The sequence below is a fragment of the Wenzhouxiangella sp. YN1 genome (genome assembly GCF_056324145.1).
In genome coordinates this window covers 1-666 of record NZ_JBJNIO010000025.1, presented here as the reverse complement: position 1 = coordinate 666, position 666 = coordinate 1, and the positions used below count along the sequence as shown (strand labels likewise).

Sequence of the window (666 nt, the reverse complement as noted above, 5' to 3'; positions counted from 1 at the left end):
CCGGCAGGGCCTTGGCGCCCGCCGTTGCAGGAGCGATCTCCAGATCGCGATATGGTGCTGGTCGAAGCCGGTGGCTTGCGCTTGGTGATTGATCCCCCGCGCCCTGCGCGCCACCCGGCAGGGCCTTGGCGCCCGCCGTTGTAGGAGCGATCTCCAGATCGCGATACGGCGCTGATCGAAGCCGGTGGCTTCTGACGGTTTGATGGCCCTCTTTGGCCCGCAGCTGCACATCTCCCATCCGGGCTTCGACAAGTCAAAGGCGTTCCGCCCGGCTTGCTTCGCAAGCTCTTTGGGCGGGTCACTTTTTCCAGCGCGAAAAAAGTAACCAAAAATCGCGCTTCAAGGTCAAGGTCCAACGCTCGGTTGTCTGAGGAGATGGACGGCTGCGGGGGCTGGCCCCTTTGCGGTGCGGGCTTCGTGAGAGCCCGGCGGGTCGCGTCGTGCCCGGGATGGTTTCCGGAGATGGCCATGGGAGGGATCCGGTGGCTTGCGCTTGTGATTGATCCACCGCGCCCTGCGCGCCACCCGGCAGGGCCTTGGCGCCCGCCGTTGCAGGAGCGATCTCCAGATCGCGATATGGTGCTGGTCGAAGCCGGTGGCTTGCGCTTGGTGATTGATCCCCCGCGCCCTGCGCGCCACCCGGCAGGGCCTTGGCGCCCGCCGTTG

General features: G+C 66.4%; 2 protein-coding genes. Both read right to left on the bottom strand.

Annotation, left to right across the window (positions count from 1 at the left end; genetic code table 11):
• Positions 1 to 238 (bottom strand): hypothetical protein (locus ACEWQZ_RS00060; RefSeq protein ID WP_476481032.1); only part of this gene is annotated, 238 nt, incomplete at its 3' end.
• A gap of 60 nt (positions 239 to 298) precedes the next feature.
• The coding region (locus ACEWQZ_RS00055) for a hypothetical protein (protein WP_476481031.1) at positions 299 to 666 on the bottom strand (368 nt) is incomplete at its 5' end.